This is a genomic window from Mycobacterium sp. PO1 (assembly GCF_017312405.1).
GTDB lineage: Bacteria > Actinomycetota > Actinomycetes > Mycobacteriales > Mycobacteriaceae > Mycobacterium.
The window spans coordinates 96,811-111,761 of sequence record NZ_BLTG01000096.1 but is presented as its reverse complement, the minus strand read 5'-3'; the positions used below and the strand labels follow the sequence as shown (position 1 = coordinate 111,761).

Sequence of the window (14,951 nt, the reverse complement as noted above, 5' to 3'; positions counted from 1 at the left end):
GTCAGCGCCGAGCCTGCCCGGCTAGCAAGAGCAGGCTGCCCAAACCTGCGTGCGGCGGGCCGTGCCGCCCGCCGCAGGAGGTATTACGACCCTTGTGTCCCGTGGTTGCCGGTGATCGACTTGTGCCATGTTCACCAGTGGTGTGCGCGCCGGGGTGGGGCGAGCGCTGCACCGGATGCGCGCCGGGGTGGAGCCGGCCTTGGTGGTGCTCACGGTCGGAGCGCTGCTCGTCGGCGGTGTCGCTCGGCTTCTCGGGGCCCACGCCGTCGCGGACAGGTGCTGGATGGCGGGCACCATCGTCGCCATCCTGCCCGCCGTGGTGTGGGTGGTCGTCGCGCTGCGCGACCGACGGGCGGGAGTCGACCTGATTGCGGTGCTGTCCCTGGCCGGCACCTTGATCGTGGGTGAATACCTCGCCGGTGCGCTGATCGCGGTGATGCTGGCAAGCGGACGGGCGTTGGACGCCGCTGCCACTCGCCGCGCCGCCCGTGACCTCACCGCGTTGCTGCAGCGCGCCCCGCGCTTCGCGCGTCTGCGTGACGGCGATGAGGTCCGCGTGGTCACCGTCGCCGAGATCGACGTCGATGACGTCCTCATCGTCGCCTCCGGTGATGTGGTCCCGGTGGACGGACGCGTCGTCGAGGGTGACGCGGTGTTGGACGAGTCGGCTCTGACCGGGGAGCCGTTGCAGGTGGACCGATCCGTCGGTGACCTCGTGCGCAGCGGTGTGGTCAATGCCGGCAGCGTGTTCGCGCTGCGCGCCGAGGCGCGGGCCGAGGACAGCACGTATGCCGGCATCGTGCGGCTCGCGCAACAGGCGGGTGCGGAGAGCGCACCGGTGGTGCGGTTGGCCGACCGCTATGCGGCGTATTTCTTACCCGTGACGCTACTGGTGGCGGGGGCAGCGTGGCTGGCCAGCGGCTCGGCGGTCCGCGCCGTGGCGGTGTTGGTCGTCGCCACCCCGTGTCCGCTTCTGCTGGCGGCGCCGGTGGCCATCGTCTCGGGGCTGTCCCGGGCCTCACGGGTCGGGGTGGTGGTCCGGAGCGGAGGTGCGCTGGAGAACCTCGGTCACGCAACGACTTTGGTGATGGACAAGACAGGCACCTTGACGATGGGCCGGCCGCGTGTGGTCGACGTCGTCGCGGCGCCCGGTATCGACGCGGCAGAAGTCTTGCGTCTGGCCGCATCGGTCGACCAGGTTTCGCCGCACGTGCTGGCCGAAGCGATCGTGGCCGAAGCGCTCGGCCGCGGCCTGCAGCTTTCCCTGCCCGCCGACGTGACCGAGGAGCCCGGCTGGGGCGTCAGCGCGGTCCTCGACAACCGGCGGGTCAGCGTGGGGAAGACGGCCGGTGACAGCGCCGCCGTCGGTTGGACCGAGGGGGCGCTGAACCGCGCCCGGTTGGACAGCGCTGCGGTGGCGTGGGTTTGCGTCGAGCAGGACCCTGTCGGTGCGGTCTTGTTACGGGATCCGCTACGGCGTCAGGCTCCCCGAACGATGCGACGACTCCGTGAGGCCGGGTTCACCCGGCTGGTGATGCTCACCGGTGACCGTCCGGAACCGGCGCGGGAAGTGGGCACCGTTCTGGGACTCGACGAGGTGTACGCCCGGCAGACACCGGCCGACAAGGTCGCCGCGGTGCGCGCCGAACGGGAACGAGCGGTGACTGTGATGGTCGGCGACGGCATCAACGACGCACCCGCCTTAGCGGCTGCGACGGTCGGCGTGGCGATGGGCGCGCGCGGAGCCACGGCGTCGTCCGAGGCGGCCGACATCGTGCTGACCACGGACCGCCTCGACCGCCTGGCCGATGCCATGGACACCGCGCGCTGGTCGCGTCGCATCGCGGTGCAGAGCGCAGGCGTCGGCATGGGGTTGTCTCTGCTGGCGATGGGGATTGCCGCGGTGGGTTGGCTCGCCCCCGCTCCGGGGGCGCTGCTGCAGGAGGCCATCGACGTGGCGGTCATCCTCAACGCGCTGCGCGCTCTCGGCGGCAGTCCGGACGCTCAGGTTCGGGTGTCGGCGGATACCGAGCGTCTGCTGGACCGATTCGCCACCGAGCACGACGAGTTGCGGCAGGCAGTGCAGACGATCCGCGACACTGCAGATCGGTTGGTCCACAGCGCCGATGCCGATTCGCTGCAGGCCGTGCGAGCGGCCCATGCCTTGCTCGAGGCACGGATACTGCCGCACGAGCGGGCTGAGGAGAACGAGCTGTATCCGGCACTGGCCGAACCGCTCCACAGCGCCGAAGCCACGGCAACGATGAGTCGCACGCATGTCGAGATCGCCCGGCTCTCCGATCGGATCGGCACCCACATCCAGGTCGCAGACGCAGCCGGTGGCATCCAGCCCTACCAAGTCGACGATCTGCTCGCCTGCCTCTACGGGTTGCATACGTTGCTGCGCTTGCACTTCGTGCAAGAAGAAGAGAATTACTTCACCCTCTCGCAGCAGGACGCGGACGGCGGGCCGACGAGGGTGCCCGGGTCTCGGTCACCACTCAGCACCTCGCCCGACGACCCGACACAAGGCGTGCCGCTGCCCTCCAGCCGACCCGCGAAGGACGGCACATGACCGTCGACGAGATGGGTGGGGACATGAATTGCCGCGTGGACGAATCTGTCGCAACATCCTGTTAACGGCTTGCCCGCGACAGTGGGTATGCGCTGAGTTACCGTTCGGTTGTCGTCAGCGGAGGAGAGCCGCCCGGCCTTGCGGTGCTCATGCCCAGCCAGCGCTGTGCACACCCGGCAGACCGCTTTCCGGATCCGTGACGCCGCAGTAGATGGCGGGGGTCAGGAAAGGGCGATTCGAAGCGCATGGCCGACGAATTCAGGCATGACCACGACGAGGTGGCGCCGGACGATGCATGGGCGGAAGCCACGGCGAGTGGGCCCCGCACCGTCGTCTTCGCGCTCTACAACAAGGTGACGTTGCAGGATGTCGCGGCGCCGCTGGAGATCTTCGCCCGCGCCAACGACTTCGGGGCGAACTACCGGGTGCTGCTGGCCTCGCCGACCGGGCAGCCGGTGGGCACCACGGCCTACGCGAAGCTCGACGTCGATGTCGCGCTGGCTGAGGTGCCCCGCGAGATCGACACGCTGCTGGTGCCCGGTGGGGTTCCGGCGGACTTCACCTTCACCCCCGGCCTGCACGACATCCCCGAGGAGCCGACGCCGGACTGCGTCCCGGACGCGATGAAGATGGTGGCCGAGCTGGCCCCGCGAGCGCGCAGGGTCGCCTCGGTGTGCACGGGGTCGTTCGTACTCGCTGCGCTGGGACTGCTCGACGGGCGCCGGGCCACCACACACTGGGCACACTGCCAGACGCTGGGCCGCAGCTATCCCCAGGTCGAGGTGGATCCCGACTCACTGTTCGTCCAGGACGGCCGCTACATCACCGGGGCCGGCATCACCGCCGGTATCGACCTGGCGCTCGCCCTGGTGGAAAGTGACTACGGCCCGAACGTGGCTCGCCGCGTGGCCCGGTGGATGGTGGTGTTCCTGCAGCGGCCCGGCGGTCAGGCCCAGTTCAGCGTCTGGGCCGAGGCGGCCCGGCCGGTCTCCGGAGGCCTGCGCGACATCCTGGACTCTGTCGTCGCCGACCCGGGCGGCGACCATTCGACGGCCGCCATGGCCGGTCGGGCGGTGGTCAGCGAGCGGCACCTGGTCCGGATGTTCCGCGACCAGGTCGGGATGACACCGGCCCGTTTCGTCGAGAAGGCGCGGCTCGAAGCTGCCAAGGTGCTGCTGGCGACCAGCGACCACAGCCAGGACGCGGTGGCCCGACGCGCCGGGTTCGGCACGTCGGACACGTTGCGGCGCACCTTCCGTCGCAATCTGGGGGTCTCACCCGGGGTATACCGGAACCGCTTCCGCACCACCGGAATCGACCAGTGACTCGCGTGCGCCGACCGGCCGCGCGCAGTGCGCGGCGAGGTAGTCGCGCACCTGGGCGCCGTAGCGCAGGCCGCTTCTCTGAGACGCCGCATGGAAGGACTCCCCGGCGAGCACCAGTCCCACCGCGTTCTCCAGCCGGACCTCGTGGACGTACTCGCGCAGCGACATGCCGACCTGGGCTTTGAAGACTCTGGCGAGATGCCGTGCACTCAACCCCACTCGAGCGGCGACGGTGTCGAGGTCGTAACGTCCGGCCGGGTCGGCGTTCACGGTGGCCATCAGACGTTCCAGCTCGGGGTGTTGGGGTCTGGGTGTTCGTGCGGCCACCGAAATCTGGGGATGGCCCTCCATTCGCCGGCCCATGATGACCAATTCCTTGGCGATCTGCTGTGCGGCGCCGGAGCCGTGGTCGTCGGCGACGAGCGCCAGCGCCAGGTCGATGCCGGCCGCGACGCCCGCAGACGTCCACAGCTCCCCGTCGCGGGTGTACACCGAATCCCGCTCCACGACGGTCGAGGGGTGGCGCGCTGCGAAGCTGTCGAGGTGGCGCCAGTGGGTGGTGGCCCGGCGTCCCTCCAGCAGGCCTGCCGCGCCGAGTGCGAAGGCTCCGGCGCAGACCGAGGCCACCCGCCGTGCGGCCGGCGCATGCGTGCGGAGCAATTGCTGCAGGTCCTGGGGGACACCGTCGCTGACGAAAGCCGCGCCACCGGGTACGAGCAGGGTGTCGATCTCCGGGGGCAGCTCAGCAGCGGGAAGCGTCTCGAACGACAGGCCCGACGAACATCGGACGCTGCGCGACGTACCGCACGAGTACAACGCGACCGGGTACGCACATCCGAGAGTGCGGGCGACGTCGAAAACCTCCAGCGGACCGGTCACATCCAGGGTGCGTACGCCGTCGAAAACCAGCACCGCGATGCGGCGCGGGCGGCGGTTGTGGCACATTGAATCATGGTTGGCGCGTCCCCATCGCCGCGCGCGCCGATGTCCGGATTTTCGCCTGTTCTGTCCGTCTCGGTCGGCCCAGATCTGCGATGTCTGCTTCTGCGCACGAGATGTCCACCCTCGTCAGCAACCGAAAAGCCTCGTTCACCAATCGGAAACACCTCCCACTCAACGTGGTTCCCGGATCCAGCGTCGACACGCGGCGTTGGGCACACCGGACAGACAACCGAACGAGGTGCAACTTCATGGATTCGCGATCTGCGTTGACGCTGAGCATCGGCGTCCTCGGCGGCGTGGCGGTGGCGTTCACCGCCACCGTGATCACGGTGCCGATCTGGGTGGTGTTCCTGGCATGGGCATCGTTCTTCTTCGTCGGCGGCGGCCCGGCGGGTTGGGTGCGCTCGGTGGCGTCCAACCTGGTCGGCGTCGTCATCGCGGTGGCCAGCCTCTACGCCGCATACCTGCTCGGCGGCAGCCTGACCGCCACCGCCATCGCAGTGGGCGTCGGGAGCGCGCTGATGGTCCAGGCGTCCTGGGTCGGTCTGCTGTCGACGACCCCGGCGGTGGTGGTCGGCTTCGCCTCCACGGTGTCCACGGTCGCCGGAACCGGGGCGCTGGTCCACGAGACCAGCATCTCCCATCCCGGCCTGGTCGCGGCATGCGCCTGCGTGCTGGGCGCAACGTTCGGCATGGCCTCGGAATACCTGGCGAACGTGATGACCAAGACGGCGCCGGCGCAGCGCCCCGACACGAAAGGTGCCACCGCATGAAGTTGCAGCATTACCTGGGCGGCCTGGAGGGCCTTCCCGAACCGCTGAACCTCGAGAAGCGGGTCTTCGTCGAGGACTGGGAGAAACGGATCTTCGGCATCCACGTCGCGATGATGGGTCTGAGTAACCATCTGGGATCGGCGTTGCCCGAATACCCGATCGCCGACGTGCCCACCGCGTTCCGGGACGAATGGACATGGGCGAGTTTGCGCACGGGCGCGGAAGGCATGAACCCGTTCGACTACTTCAAGTTCCGTTACTACGAGAAGTGGCTCGGTGGGATCACCCAGTTCTTCATCGACAACGGTTACGTCACCGAGGACGAGATCGCGGCCAGGGCCGGGGAGCCCTGGTCGGCCGAGGGCGGTGACACCGCCATCGACGATCAGGTGATCGACTACCTGCGCCGCGGCGACAGCCCTCGTCGCGACACCGCGCACCCGAAGTTCGCGGTCGGCGATGCCGTACGCATCGCCGACGTCCCGGCCGGCGACCACACCCGGCTGCCGGGCTACCTGCGGGACCGGATCGGCACGGTGACACGCATCTTCGAAGGCGATTACGGCTATTTCGTGCACACCGGCGACGGCATCGGCGATCCCATGCCGATCTACATCGTCGAATTCACTCCCGGGGAACTGTGGGGTGTTCGTGCCGAGCCCGGGGCCAACACCCTGTACGCCGAGTTGTTCGAGGCCTACCTTCAACCCGCCGAGGAGATCCAGTGACCGATCAGTTTGCCTATCCCTCCGACCGCGAACAGGCCAGCGCCGACAAGGTATCCGCGTTGGAGCGCCTGCTGATCGAGAAGGGAGTGATCACCAGCGCCACCGTCGACAAGGTGCTGGCCTACTTCGAATCCGAGATGACACCGCTCAACGGGAAGAAGATCGTCGTGAAGGCGTGGACCGACCCGGACTTCGCCGCGCGCGTCGTCGGCGACACGCCCGCGGCGATCGCCGAACTGGAACTGCCCGAGGGAATGGCGGGTGCCGAGGGTGAACACCTGCAGGCGGTCGCCAACGGCCCCGGTGTGCACAACCTGGTCATCTGCACACTGTGCTCGTGCTTCCCATGGCCCGTGCTCGGCCTGCCGCCCTACTGGTACAAAGACCCGGTGTTCCGCGCCCGCGCCGCGCGCGAGCCGCGCACCGTGCTCGCCGAGATCGGTGTCGAGTTGCCCGAGGACACCGAGATCAAGGTCTGGGATTCCAGCGGTCACTCCCGCTGGTTCGTCATTCCGGAAAGGCCCTCGGGCACCGAGGATTTCAGCGCCGAGCAGCTGATGGATCTCGTGACCACCGAGTCGATGATGGGCGTCGCGTTGGCGGGGCAGGCATGAAACTGCACAGCACCTGCACCACCGATCAGGCGGCACCCCAGTTCGACCACGAGTGGCAGCGGCGGGCATTCGGTCTGGCGTTGGCGCTGTCCGAGTTCGGGCACTATCCGTGGAGTGAGTTCCAGCAGAGCCTGATCGACACGATCGGGGCCTGGGAACAAGCCCCCGGCGACACCCGTGGCGAGTGGGAGTACTACGACCACTGGGTCGCCGCGCTGGAATCCGTTGTCGACCAACATGGAATCCTTCATCTCCCGGTCGCCGTCGACGACGGCGGCCATGCCGCAGCCGAGCACGACCACTGATCACACAAAGGAACAGCGATGCACATCGAACCCGGAATCGTCGAAGGTTCCAAGATCGTTCTAAGTTACCTCACCGCCGGTGGTGCCGGCGCCTATGCTGTGACCGCGGCGTGGAAGCACGTCAAGGAACGGGGCGCAGCGTCACTGCTGTTCGGCGCCTTCGCGACGACGGCGCTGACGCTGGTCTTCTTCCAGGTCTTCCCGCACTTCCCGGTCGGGGTGTCCGAGGTGCACCTGATCCTGGGCTCCACCTTGTTCCTGGTGTTCGGCGCGGCTCCGGCGGCGTTCGGGCTTGCCACCGGCCTGCTGCTGCAGGGTGTCCTGGTCGCGCCTTTCGACCTGCCGCAGTACGGCATGAATGTCACCACGCTGCTGGTCCCGCTGTTCGCCCTGCAGTATGTCGCGCAGCGGACCGTCGCACCGGACACCGCCTACGTCGACCTGAAATACCGCCAGGTGCTGGCGATGTCGACGACCTATCAGGCCGGCATCGTGTCGTGGGTGACGTTCTGGGCGCTCTACGGTGAGGGTTTCTCGATGGCGACCCTCGCCAGCATCGCCACCTTCGGGGTGGCCTACCTGACCGTGATCGCGCTCGAACCGTTGGCCGACCTGGCCGTCTTGGCCGGCGCGAAAGCGTTGCGGCAAGCCAGGACCGGTGCGTGGCTGGAGCCGAGGCTGTTCAACCCCGCCTGACCGCGATCGGACGCCACGGCCGTCTCCCCGTTGTGCGGGGAGGCGGCCGTCAGCGGCGTTGCAGCGTGATGATGGTGATGTCGTCGTCGCTGTCGTCGGTGCGGGTGCTGTCCCAGATCAGCGCCGCCGGGGTTTCCCCGAGCCGGCCGAGAACTCGAGCCAACCGGTCGATTCCGTCGTCGATCGCCTCGCCGCGCCGCTCGACCAGACCGTCGGAGAACATCACCAGACCGTGACCGTGTTCGATGCCGAATGTGCTGAGCCGGTAGGTCGCCCCGCGCGCACCGATGGGTGGCGACAACCGGATCGACGCCTGCCACGCCTGCCCGGAGCTGGTCAGGTACGGCATCAGGTGACCGGCGGACGCGGCCTCCACGTCACCGGTGTCCAGGTCGACGCGCGCCACGATCACCGTGGCGAACACCCCGGGCAGCATGTGCAGGCAGAACGCGTTGAGCTGGTGCAGCGCCTCCGCCGGCGTCGCGCCGGTGAACAGCTGCGCGCGCAATGCGTTCCGCAGCTGGGCCATGGTTCCGGCTACCGTGATGCCGTGGCCGGCGACGTCGCCGAGCAGCATGACCAGCCGGCCGTCGGGGAGTTCGAACGCGTCGTACCAGTCGCCGCCGACACGCCCACCGGCGGCGGGCTCGTACTGCGCTGACAGCTGCCAGTTCTCGAGCGTGGGAATCGACTGCGGCATCAGGCTGCGATGCATGACCTCAGCCACCCGGAGCGCGCCCCGCGTCCGCCGATACAACGACTCAACCAGATGCCTGCGCAGCGCCGCCGCGGACTCCGTCTCGCTGGGCGTCCAGGGTTCACCGCGGCGGCGCACGATCTCACGCCACCGCTCGAACGACTTGCGGGGGCTCAGCCGTACCTCGTCACCTTCGGCGACCGCGATGGCCTTGTTGTGGGGGTCCCCGCCCCAATCCACCGACCGCAGCACCTCACGCCGGAACCAGGCGACGTACTGACCGTCGGGCAGGTTGAGCACCAGCGTGCCGGCGGCCACGGCCGGATCCAGGTCCACGTCGGGCAGCTCGTGGGCCAGCCGGTCGGTGGCGGCGATCTCGTCGTGCCCGATGCGCGCCCACCCGACGACGTCCTTGACCGTGTCCTGTGCGGGCACCATGCCGCGTGCCACGGTCTGCCCCTCGAGTTCGACGACGACGCCATCGGCGGGTACCAGGTCGAGCAGGCTCGGCGCGTCGAGCAGCGTCGTGACCAGCGGGGTGTCGTCGTCGAGCGTCGCGACGATCAACTCGCCCAGGACCTCCTGCGCGGCCAGCCGCCTCTGCAGCTCGTCCTCTTCGTACTGGTCGACCAGCCGCAACGACAGTGTCGAGCCCAGGAACTCGGCGGCGGCGCGGCTGCCGAACGGCGGCAGGTGCGGGCCCGAATAGTGGTGGCACGCGATGAGCCCCCACAACCGTCCGTGGCGCAGCAGCGAAATCGACATCGAGGCACGCACACCCATGTTCTTCAGATACTCGATGTGGATCGGGGAGACACTGCGCAGCGTGGCATAGGTCAGATCCAGCGGAACTCCGGTCGCCGCATCGGTCCCCGGCATCAGGGGCGCCGGCGTGTAGTCGACGTCGGAGATGAGCCGGATCCAGTTCTTCTCGTACAGCGCGCGCGCCTGGGCGGGGATGTCGGTGGACGGATAGTGCAGGCCCAGGAAGGAATTCAGGTCGGCGCGTTTCGACTCGGCCACCACCTCGCCGTTGAAGTCGTCGTCGTAGCGGTACACCATGACGCGGTCGAAGCCGGTCAGGTCGCGCACCGCGCGGGCGGTGGTGTCGTAGAGCTCCGACAGCGTGCTGGCGCGGTTCAAGTCCTCCACCGAGCTGCGCACCGCTTGATAGGTGTTGGGAAACGAGTACGGCCGCTCGCCGTGGGCGATCTCGAGTTCGACCAGCAGCCCACCTGGATCCCGGTGCAGGATCGCGTCGAACTCCTTGGCCTCACCCGCGACGTCGATGACGCACTCCACCGGGTTGCGTTGACGCAGGTCGCCGAAGTTCGCGCTCGCCTGCTCGAGGATCGCGGCCTGGTCGGCACCGATCAGGCTGGAGAGGTGGCGTCCGAGAACCGCGTCGACAGCGCGGTCCAGCAGGTCGGCGACGTTCGCGCTGACGTGGCGCACCGTGAAGTCGTGCTCGTCGACGACCGCGAGCACTCCGCGGGGTTGGATGCTGCCCGGAATGTGGATCGGCTCGCGGGCGCAATTGTCCAGGTCGATCGGCGTGCCGGGCGGGAGAAGGCCCTCGCCGGGCGAGTTCGTGGCGCCGGACGCCTCAGGTGCCATCGGGCATCGCCCTCTCCGGGGAGAGCTGATTCACCTGCATACGCATGTGTCTGGTGAGGATCCTTCGCCAACTCGTCGGACAAATCGCGACATTCGCCATGCTAACCAGACGGTCCGACACCGGACGGCGCTGCTACTATCTGCGTATGAATGCAGATAATAGGGAAATGGAAGGGGGGCTGCCCGAAGAACAGGCGGTGCTGATCGTCGAGGTGTTTCGCATGCTCGCTGACCCGACCCGAATCCAGATCCTGTGGGCGCTGGTGTCCAGCGAGCGGTCGGTCAACGACCTCGCCGACCACGTCGGCAAGCCGGCGCCGTCCATCTCGCAGCATCTGGCGAAGCTGCGGATGGCGCGACTGGTCCGCACGCGCCGCGAAGGCACGTCGGTGTTCTACCGACTGGAGAACGACCACGTCCGTCAACTCGTCCTCGATGCGGTGTTCAACGCCGAGCATGCCGGTCCGGGAGTGCCCGGACACCACCAGCAGGACAGAGCGGTGAAACCGTTACCGGGTTCGGCGTGAACCCGGCCGACCGAAGGGAATCAGACATGAGCGAAGGCAACATCGATACAAGCGGTCGCCGGGCCGATGGGGTCCACACCCACGAGCACGCGCACGGCTCCACCAGCCACACCCACGCCCACGTGGGCCACGACCATGAGCACGTCGAACACGAGCACAGCCACGTGCACGACGGCACCGAGCACAGCCATCGGCACGTGCACGACAGTGGCGTGACCGGGGACCATTCCCACGCGCACGCCTGAGCGGTCACCGCGAGGCGCGCCGCCAGGCCCGTCCACTCAGCAGCCTCAGCCCGTTGAGCGCGACGAGGATCGTCGAGCCCTCGTGGCCTGCCACGCCCAACGGCAGCGGCAAGTGGCCGACGAGATCCCAGGTGACCAGCACGACGATGATGCCGGCGGCGATGACGAGGTTGGCCACGACGACGCGTCGGGCGCGGCGGGCCAGCGCCACCACCGTGGCGATCGTGGCCAAGTCGTCGCGCACGGTCACGGCGTCGGCGGTGTCGAGCGTGAGATCGGCACCGGAGCGGCCCATCGCCACCGACGTGTGTGCAGCCGCCATGGCCGGGGCGTCGTTGACCCCGTCCCCGGCGACCAGGACGTGATGACCGCGGTCGCGCAACTCGTCGACGACGTCGACCTTCTGCTCGGGCAACAACTCGGCGCGTACATCGGCGATGCCGACACGGTTGGCGAGAAGCTCTGCCGCCGTGCGATTGTCGCCGGTGAGCAGAACCGGCGACGCCTTGGTGAGCGCAGTCATCGCGCGGACCGCCTCGACGGCCTCGGCGCGGAGGTGATCGCGGATCTGCAATACCCCGACGGGATGTCCGTCGTGCAGTACGAGGACCGCGGTGCCGCCGTCGGCCTCGGTCCGCGACACCGCGTCGGGACGCAGTTCCCCGGGGCTGACGACTTCGACGACACCACCGTCGATGTCGGCCCGGACGCCGCGGCCGGGCAGGGCCTGGAACCCTCGAGCCGACGCTATCCGCAGCCCGCGGGCGCGGGCCTCGGCCACCACCGCGCGCCCGAGGGGATGCTCACTTCCACTCTCGGCCGCGGCCGCCAGTGCGAGGACGGCGTCTTCGGTCATGTCGGCGGCGAGGGTGACGACCCCGGTGACCTCCGGGGCGCCGGTGGTCAAGGTGCCCGTCTTGTCCAGTGCGATGAGGTCGGTTCCGGCCAGACGTTCCAGCGCCAGAGCCGATTTGATCAGTACGCCGTGGCGTCCGGCGTTGGCGATGGCCGACAGCATCGGCGGCATCGTCGACAGCACCACCGCGCACGGGGATGCCACGATCATGAATGTCATCGCGCGCAGCAGAGTGGACTGCAGGTCAGCGCCGGCAGCGAGCGGAATCGCGAACAACGCCACCGTTGCGACGACCACCACCGCCGAGTAGCGCTGCTCGATGGTCTCGATGAACAACTGGGTCTTGGCTTTGGTCGCCGAGGCCTCGGCGACCATCGCCACGATGCGCGCCACCACGGTCTCCGAGGGATCGCGGGTAGCCCGAATCCGCAGTGCCCCTGATCCGTTGACGGTGCCGGCGAAAGTTTCGTCGCCGACGGTCTTGACTGCGGGGAGGGGTTCGCCGGTGATGGTGGACTGGTCGACCTCCGAGGTGCCCTCGACGACCACGCCGTCGGCGGACACCCGCTCACCGGGTCGCACCACGACCACGTCGCCGATCTGAACCTGCCGGGCCGCGACCGTCCGCTCTGTGCCGGACTCATCCAGCACCACCGCCTCCTGAGGGGACAGTTCCAGCAGGCCGTTGACCGAGTCCTGGGTGCGTGTGGTCGCCACGTCCTCCAGGGCGCCGGAGGTGGCGAAGATGATGATCAGCAATGCGCCGTCGAAGACCTGGCCGATGGCGGCCGCCCCGACTGCCGCGAGCACCATCAGCAGGTCGACGTCGAGCGTCTTGTCGCGCAGAGCGAGTAGGCCTTCCCGTGCCGGTGCCCACCCCCCGGCGGCGTAGCACGTCAGATACAGCGCCCACCAAAGCCACTGCGGCCCATCGAGAACCTGCATCGCGGCACCCGCGACGAACAGACCCACTGACAGCGCCGCCCAGCGCACCGAGGAGACCGCCCACGCCGCCGCCACGGCACGTCGTCGTGGCGAGGTGTGGTGGCGGGCGTTCTCGCGGTCGGTCGCAGGCGACCGAACTTCGATACTCACGTAGACCTATATACATGTAGAACTCTACATATGTAACCCCTTTGCTCCGATGCGTGCTTGAATGGTCCGCATGGGACATGGTGTCGAGGGCCGTTCCACGCCCCCTGCCACCCTCGATGCGACCTCGGCGTTGACGGTGGCCGAAACGCTGCAAGCGCTGGCCTCCCCGAAGCGGCTGTTGATCCTGACCCGCCTGCGCCACGCGCCCTGCACGGTCACCGAACTGTCCGCCGACGTGGGCATGGAGCAGCCCGCGGTGTCGCACCAACTGCGGTTACTGCGCGCGTTGGGCCTGGTCGCCGGAGACCGCACCGGGCGCAACATCGTCTACCGGCTCTACGACAACCACGTCGCCCAATTGCTCGACGAGGCGATCTACCACATCGAACACCTCCGGTTGGGCGCGCGCGACACCACCGCGTGAGGCGTCTTGACCAAATCTTGAACAAAGGGCTAGAAGAACCACATCCGGTGTCGACAGGCTCGATGCTGTGATCGACCAACCGAAACCCACCAAGCCCAACCCGTTCGTCCTCGTCGCCGCGGCGGCGATCGTGGGCGTCACACTCACGGCCTGCGGCAGCTCCGGCGACGACCAAGCGGCCCCGGCGGCTCAGAGCGGCGGCTCCACCACGTCGGCCGCCCCCGCGCCGGCAGCCCGGGACGAGCACAACCAGTCCGACGTCATGTTCGCCCAGCACATGATCCCGCACCACCAGCAGGCCATCGAGATGAGCGACATGCTGCTCGCCAAGGACGGCATCGACGAGCGGGTGGTGGACCTGGCAGGCCAGATCAAGGGTGAGCAGGCGCCGGAGATCGAGGAGATGCGCAGCTGGCTCGACCAGTGGGGGATCGTGGAAATGCCGATGGCGGGCACCGACATGCCCGCCCATGACATGCCGGGCCACGGCGGCGGTGCGGGCAATGGGATGGGTCCCGACGGCTCGATGATGCCCGGTATGGGTGCGATGCCGATGGAAGGCATGATGTCCGCGGCGGACATGGCCGAGCTGCAGAACGCGCAGGGTGTCGACGCCGCGAAACTGTTCCTGGAGCAGATGATCCGCCACCACGAGGGCGCGATCACCATGGCCCGCAACGAGATCGACAGCGGAAGCTATCCCGCCGCGATCGAGCTCTCCGAGCGTATCGCCGTCGACCAGCAGCGCGAGATCGACACGATGAGGCAGATCCTGGCCACACTCTGACCCGTCACCGGCCGTTGCCGATGCGGTATCCCACCCCGCGCACCGTGATGATGTAGCGCGGCCGGCTGGCGTCCTCACCGAGTTTTCGGCGCAGATGGCCGATGTGGACGTCGATCAGGTGGTCGTCGCCGAACCACGGGTCGTCGCGGACCATCTCCAGCAGCTGCCGACGGCCCAGCACGACCCCGGGTCGGGCCGACAGCGCGTCGAGCAGGTCGAACTCGGTGCGGGTGAGCAGGATCGGGGTGTCGTCGAGGAACACCTCGCGGGCGGCCACATCGACGGTCAACGCGCCGATGCTCCGCGTCGAGGGCTGCCCACCCGGTGCTGCTTGCGCGTGCAGCCGGCGCGGCCGCCGCTGCATGGCCCGGATGCGGGCGACGAGCTCGCGCGGACTGAACGGTTTGGTCACGTAATCGTCGGCGCCCACCGTCAGACCCAGCACCGTGTCCATCTCGGTGTCGCGGGCGGTGAGCATGACCACGTAGGCGTCGGAGAACGTGCGCAGCTGGCGGCACACCTCCAAGCCGTCGGTGCCGGGCAGCCCGACATCGAGGATGACCACGTCGGGGTCGAACTCGCGGGCCAGCGCGATCGCCTCATCCCCGTCGGTCGCGACGGCAGCATCGAACTGCTCACGCTGCAGGTAGCTGACCACCACGTCGGCCAGCGGCGCCTCGTCGTCGACGACCAGCGCCCGATACCCCGGCGATGCGGTTCCGCGCCTGCTGTCCATCACCACATA

General features: G+C 68.5%; 15 protein-coding genes. 11 read left to right on the top strand and 4 right to left on the bottom strand.

Features of this window, described 5'->3' with window-relative positions; genetic code table 11:
* Positions 1-127 precede the first annotated feature (127 nt).
* Entirely contained in the window at positions 128-2,575 is a 2,448-nt protein-coding gene (locus J3476_RS24945) for a heavy metal translocating P-type ATPase (RefSeq protein ID WP_286183689.1), read from the top strand.
* 245 nt (positions 2,576-2,820) lie between these two features.
* Positions 2,821-3,900: a GlxA family transcriptional regulator gene (locus J3476_RS24940; protein ID WP_207068985.1), complete on the top strand. Its 1,080-nt coding sequence runs from the start codon at positions 2,821-2,823 to the stop codon at positions 3,898-3,900.
* On the opposite strand, the gene J3476_RS24935 is transcribed toward J3476_RS24940, so the two are convergent.
* The gene (locus tag J3476_RS24935) at positions 3,850-4,845 is read right to left on the bottom strand and encodes a GlxA family transcriptional regulator (protein WP_207068984.1); all 996 of its coding nucleotides are present in this window, start codon (positions 4,843-4,845) and stop codon (positions 3,850-3,852) included. The two genes, J3476_RS24940 and J3476_RS24935, sit on opposite strands and share 51 nt — an antisense overlap.
* Before the next feature lie 245 nt (positions 4,846-5,090).
* On the opposite strand from J3476_RS24935, the gene J3476_RS24930 reads away from it, so the two are divergent.
* The 5 genes from J3476_RS24930 to J3476_RS24910 are packed head-to-tail and all read left to right on the top strand — an operon-like array spanning position 5,091 to position 7,958.
* Positions 5,091-5,615, top strand: coding sequence for a DUF1097 domain-containing protein (locus tag J3476_RS24930; RefSeq protein WP_207068983.1), 525 nt, complete (start codon positions 5,091-5,093; stop codon positions 5,613-5,615).
* On the top strand, positions 5,612-6,343 hold the full coding sequence (gene nthB, locus J3476_RS24925; RefSeq protein WP_207068982.1) for a nitrile hydratase subunit beta: 732 nt from the start codon (positions 5,612-5,614) through the stop codon (positions 6,341-6,343). Before J3476_RS24930 ends, nthB begins: the two co-directional genes overlap by 4 nt.
* On the top strand, positions 6,340-6,957 hold the full coding sequence (gene nthA / locus J3476_RS24920; RefSeq protein ID WP_207068981.1) for a nitrile hydratase subunit alpha: 618 nt from the start codon (positions 6,340-6,342) through the stop codon (positions 6,955-6,957). The genes nthB and nthA overlap by 4 nt, the downstream gene beginning before the upstream one ends.
* Positions 6,954-7,262 carry a nitrile hydratase accessory protein gene (locus J3476_RS24915; RefSeq protein WP_207068980.1) on the top strand — a complete coding sequence of 103 codons (309 nt, stop codon included), beginning with the start codon at positions 6,954-6,956 and terminating at the stop codon, positions 7,260-7,262. The genes nthA and J3476_RS24915 overlap by 4 nt, the downstream gene beginning before the upstream one ends.
* A gap of 18 nt (positions 7,263-7,280) precedes the next feature.
* The gene (locus tag J3476_RS24910; protein ID WP_207068979.1) at positions 7,281-7,958 is read left to right on the top strand and encodes an energy-coupling factor ABC transporter permease; all 678 of its coding nucleotides are present in this window, start codon (positions 7,281-7,283) and stop codon (positions 7,956-7,958) included.
* 49 nt (positions 7,959-8,007) lie between these two features.
* Here the strand turns inward: J3476_RS24910 and J3476_RS24905 are convergent, their stop codons facing one another.
* Positions 8,008-10,272, bottom strand: a complete 2,265-nt coding sequence (locus J3476_RS24905) for a SpoIIE family protein phosphatase (protein WP_207068978.1) — start codon at positions 10,270-10,272, stop codon at positions 8,008-8,010.
* A gap of 167 nt (positions 10,273-10,439) precedes the next feature.
* Between J3476_RS24905 and J3476_RS24900 the strand changes: the two genes are divergently transcribed.
* Together J3476_RS24900 and J3476_RS24895 are read left to right on the top strand one after the other, a co-directional pair.
* Positions 10,440-10,799 (top strand): metalloregulator ArsR/SmtB family transcription factor, encoded by a 360-nt coding sequence (locus tag J3476_RS24900; RefSeq protein WP_207068977.1) that lies wholly within the window; start codon positions 10,440-10,442, stop codon positions 10,797-10,799.
* A gap of 26 nt (positions 10,800-10,825) precedes the next feature.
* The gene (locus tag J3476_RS24895; RefSeq protein ID WP_207068976.1) at positions 10,826-11,044 is read left to right on the top strand and encodes a zinc transporter Slc39a7; all 219 of its coding nucleotides are present in this window, start codon (positions 10,826-10,828) and stop codon (positions 11,042-11,044) included.
* Positions 11,045-11,048: 4 nt separating this feature from the next.
* Here J3476_RS24895 and J3476_RS24890 read toward each other — a convergent pair whose 3' ends face one another.
* Positions 11,049-12,920 carry a heavy metal translocating P-type ATPase gene (locus J3476_RS24890; RefSeq protein WP_286183695.1) on the bottom strand — a complete coding sequence of 624 codons (1,872 nt, stop codon included), beginning with the start codon at positions 12,918-12,920 and terminating at the stop codon, positions 11,049-11,051.
* A 145-nt stretch (positions 12,921-13,065) separates the two neighbouring features.
* Between J3476_RS24890 and J3476_RS24885 the strand changes: the two genes are divergently transcribed.
* Both J3476_RS24885 and J3476_RS24880 read left to right on the top strand, forming a co-directional pair.
* A complete protein-coding gene (locus J3476_RS24885; RefSeq protein ID WP_152516288.1) occupies positions 13,066-13,419 on the top strand; it encodes a metalloregulator ArsR/SmtB family transcription factor in 354 nt (117 codons plus the stop codon).
* 67 nt (positions 13,420-13,486) lie between these two features.
* Entirely contained in the window at positions 13,487-14,206 is a 720-nt protein-coding gene (locus tag J3476_RS24880) for a DUF305 domain-containing protein (RefSeq protein WP_286183688.1), read from the top strand.
* A gap of 4 nt (positions 14,207-14,210) precedes the next feature.
* Here the strand turns inward: J3476_RS24880 and J3476_RS24875 are convergent, their stop codons facing one another.
* Positions 14,211-14,942 (bottom strand): response regulator transcription factor, encoded by a 732-nt coding sequence (locus tag J3476_RS24875; RefSeq protein WP_207068975.1) that lies wholly within the window; start codon positions 14,940-14,942, stop codon positions 14,211-14,213.
* Positions 14,943-14,951 lie beyond the last annotated feature (9 nt).

Bases quoted from the DNA above. Each gene is read 5' to 3' on its own strand.
- J3476_RS24945 (WP_286183689.1), top strand. From the start codon at position 128: ATGTTCACCAGTGGTGTGCGCGCCGGGGTGGGGCGAGCGCTGCACCGG.
- J3476_RS24940 (WP_207068985.1), top strand. From the start codon at position 2,821: ATGGCCGACGAATTCAGGCATGACCACGACGAGGTGGCGCCGGACGAT.
- J3476_RS24935 (WP_207068984.1), bottom strand. From the start codon at position 4,845: ATGTGCCACAACCGCCGCCCGCGCCGCATCGCGGTGCTGGTTTTCGAC.
- J3476_RS24930 (WP_207068983.1), top strand. From the start codon at position 5,091: ATGGATTCGCGATCTGCGTTGACGCTGAGCATCGGCGTCCTCGGCGGC.
- nthB (WP_207068982.1), top strand. From the start codon at position 5,612: ATGAAGTTGCAGCATTACCTGGGCGGCCTGGAGGGCCTTCCCGAACCG.
- J3476_RS24915 (WP_207068980.1), top strand. From the start codon at position 6,954: ATGAAACTGCACAGCACCTGCACCACCGATCAGGCGGCACCCCAGTTC.
- J3476_RS24910 (WP_207068979.1), top strand. From the start codon at position 7,281: ATGCACATCGAACCCGGAATCGTCGAAGGTTCCAAGATCGTTCTAAGT.
- J3476_RS24905 (WP_207068978.1), bottom strand. From the start codon at position 10,272: ATGGCACCTGAGGCGTCCGGCGCCACGAACTCGCCCGGCGAGGGCCTT.
- J3476_RS24900 (WP_207068977.1), top strand. From the start codon at position 10,440: ATGGAAGGGGGGCTGCCCGAAGAACAGGCGGTGCTGATCGTCGAGGTG.
- J3476_RS24895 (WP_207068976.1), top strand. From the start codon at position 10,826: ATGAGCGAAGGCAACATCGATACAAGCGGTCGCCGGGCCGATGGGGTC.
- J3476_RS24885 (WP_152516288.1), top strand. From the start codon at position 13,066: ATGGGACATGGTGTCGAGGGCCGTTCCACGCCCCCTGCCACCCTCGAT.
- J3476_RS24875 (WP_207068975.1), bottom strand. From the start codon at position 14,942: ATGGACAGCAGGCGCGGAACCGCATCGCCGGGGTATCGGGCGCTGGTC.